Source organism: Castellaniella caeni NBRC 101664, from assembly GCF_001592225.1.
Lineage (GTDB): Bacteria > Pseudomonadota > Gammaproteobacteria > Burkholderiales > Burkholderiaceae_B > Castellaniella > Castellaniella caeni.
Map to the genome: position 1 here is coordinate 1 of NZ_BCWN01000044.1, position 3,045 is coordinate 3,045.

Here is a 3,045-nt window from a genome sequence, read left to right on the forward strand (position 1 = left end):
GGGGGGGGGGGGGTACGCCGAGTCAGCGGGTGGATCATAAACTCATTAATATAATTTTTCACCGGCGATGCGAACTTCACCGCGATGGAACTGTGCATGGACAACAGTCGCACAGGGGTTTGCCGCCGCCACCGCATCCTTAATAGCTTCCACTACTGCCTCCGGCATATTCCAGCCGAGGATTACGCGACGTACACATGCGCACGGCAGGTCGAAGAAATAGAATTTTCCTGAACCACTTTCCAGTACACCGCACTTAGAGAGCGGCAGTACTATCCGCACTTCCCGCTCGTAATCCCAATCCCCGTTCTTGGAGAAAAAGAGAGATCGATACGATGACGGATCAAATGTAACGCCCTTGATCTCATTTTCATAAATGACATCACCGAGTTGCATTAGAACGCCAGTCTCATCACCTTTAAACGATTTTCCCAAGTCGTTATATTCGACCACAAAACCATCGGCGTTGTCGGCATAATGCGCCCACATTGGCAACGACTTAAAGCTCTTCGAAAGACAAAATACCCCAACACGCGATGCAATTTCTTTTGCCATCGAAATGAGTCGCCTTTCGAGGATCGCAGTCTGATCGTAGAAAGCACTGCGAATGAGAGCATCTGCCTTTTCTCGTGATTCAGGAATCGGCACGGCCATATGGTCTGGAGCAAGCGCTCGAAACATCGCACCTTGCCGATTCAGCTCTAACAAATCCGCCTCCGAGTGTCCTTTACTGCGCAGATGTTCGAGGGATGCTTCAACAACCTCCCGGTTTAATATTGGATTAAATTCTGCCGGATCATTAAGCTCGGCAATCGGAGTGAATTTCACCCTTCCTCTAAATATCGATTCATACGTCGCTTGATTATTGGTAGCCGATTTATTGAAGAATTTAAAAAGAGAAGATGGAGCCATAATAGAGCTGCAGGCCAGGTCACACAACAGCGCATACCGCAAAGCCTACGGATGCACCCCCACAAAGGCGAACGAAAAAGCAGTAACTCCGGCCCCCAACAGGACGATGAAAATGGCAGTGGAAAAAAAAGACACCCCTCTTGGCCAAGTATGATGCAATCTCACATCACACGCACATGCCTGATTGGTTGCCAACATATTCATTATCTCAGATAAATTATCTCGAAATTTTTCCGACAAACTGGCAATGGGGAACACAGAAAAAATCAATCCAACACAAAATATAATAACAGCCGCATACAGAAATTCGATATTTACTACTACCCTTTTGTCAGCCACCAATACGGCAACACTGCCAGCCAAGCCTGCAAAATTAACACTGGCCAATATTCTAGCAAGCTCTCTAAGGCTTTCTGCTGATTGTTGATATGTTAAAGCCCAAACCTGAATCATTTCATTATTACCAAGTCGAATATCTACCGATTTAGTTTTTTTCTCTTCTTCCTGATACCTTGAACACGCACGAAAAATAAGCAACAAAAGAACAACCAAAAAAAATACGAGCAAAGAATACCCAAACCACGTATTTTTCAGAAACCAAACCATCACAATCCCATCCATCACAAATAAACAATTTTAATATTATATTTAACCATTAACCATCAACCATTAACCATCAACCATCAACCATCAGCCCTGAGTCTGCCTCATCAGAGTTACCACAACATTTAGCCACCCATGGGCTCATACTCCGGCACCCAGCGCTTCAAGCCCGCCCGTACCTCATCGTCACCCAAGGGTGCCTGGGCCAACCAAGCCAGCACTTCCTCGCAGAACCCATCCGGCACAGCACGCGAGCGGGCAATACGCAGTTTTTCATGTGGTGTAGGCAGCGTCTCTTCCGCATCAGCTAGCAGTTCTTCGTACAGCTTTTCTCCGGGACGCAAACCGGTAAATTCGATATGAATTTCGTCTTCGGCGAAGCCCGACAGGCGAATCATGTTGCGGGCCAGATCCACGATCTTGACGGGCTCACCCATGTCCAACACAAAAATTTCACCGCCGTGTCCCATGGCGGCTGCTTGCAGCACCAATTGGGCCGCCTCTGGGATTGACATGAAATAGCGATTGATTTCCGGGTGCGTCACCGTCACCGGGCCGCCATGCGCAATCTGAGACTGAAACTTGGGGATGACGCTGCCCGTGCTGCCCAGCACGTTGCCAAACCGCACCACGTGAAACTGCGTCGTGCCCGGCCCTTGCTGCATGACCTCGCACACCATTTCGGCCACACGCTTGGTGGCCCCCATCACATTGGTGGGGTTCACTGCCTTGTCGGTTGAAATCAGCACAAAACGCCCGACGCCCGCATCACGCGCTGCCCGAGCTACCGTCAGCGTGCCCAGGACATTGTTGCGCACAGCCTGCCAGGCGTTACCGACTTCCATCAGCGGTACGTGCTTATAAGCCGCAGCATGAAATACCACTTGGGGTCGGTGGTCGGCGAATACCTGCGCCATCCGGGCCTGATCTTTGACATCCCCTGCCAGCCGCACGACTGCCACCTCGGGGCGATGCTCGCCAAACCACTGCTCGATCATGTACAAGGCAAACTCGCTGGCCTCCAGCAGCACGATACAGGCGGGCTCAAAGCGCGAAAGCTGGCGACAAAGCTCACTACCGATAGAACCGCCAGCCCCTGTCACAAGAATGCGTTTACCCTTGAGCATCGCCTGCACGTTCTCGTTGTCAATGCGCACCGACTCGCGTCCCAGCAAGTCTTCAATTTTGACCGGGCGCATTACGTTAATAGCTACTCGCCCACTCATCAACTCGGCCAGCCCCGGAATGGTGAACAGAGAGGCGCCCGCATCTGTGGCCAGCCGCGTAACGGCCTGCAGCGCCTCGGCGGACGCCGAGGGCATCGCCAAAATGACATGCCTTGCGCCGTGGCGCGTCAACACCGCAGGCAAATCCTTTGTGGCCCCTTCAACGCGACAGCCGTTGAGATCGCGCCCCTGCTTGTGGCGATCATCATCTACCAAGGCAACCACCCGCCAATCAGGACTGCGAGCCAGCTCGCGCAGCAACATGGCGCCCGCCGTACCGGCCCCCACCACAATCACTGGCTTT

3 protein-coding genes are annotated in these 3,045 nt (G+C 51.9%); all 3 read right to left on the reverse strand.

Features of this window, described 5'->3' with window-relative positions:
• Positions 1 to 45: 45 nt before the first annotated feature.
• Positions 46 to 912 (reverse strand): DUF2971 domain-containing protein, encoded by an 867-nt coding sequence (locus tag CCA01S_RS15510; RefSeq protein ID WP_084386837.1) that lies wholly within the window; start codon positions 910 to 912, stop codon positions 46 to 48.
• A 45-nt stretch (positions 913 to 957) separates the two neighbouring features.
• Complete coding sequence (locus CCA01S_RS15790) at positions 958 to 1,518, reverse strand: hypothetical protein (RefSeq protein WP_157076564.1); 561 nt, start codon at positions 1,516 to 1,518, stop codon at positions 958 to 960.
• 122 nt (positions 1,519 to 1,640) lie between these two features.
• On the reverse strand, positions 1,641 to 3,045 hold a 1,405-nt coding region (locus CCA01S_RS14980), incomplete at its 5' end, for a polysaccharide biosynthesis protein (RefSeq protein WP_066459937.1).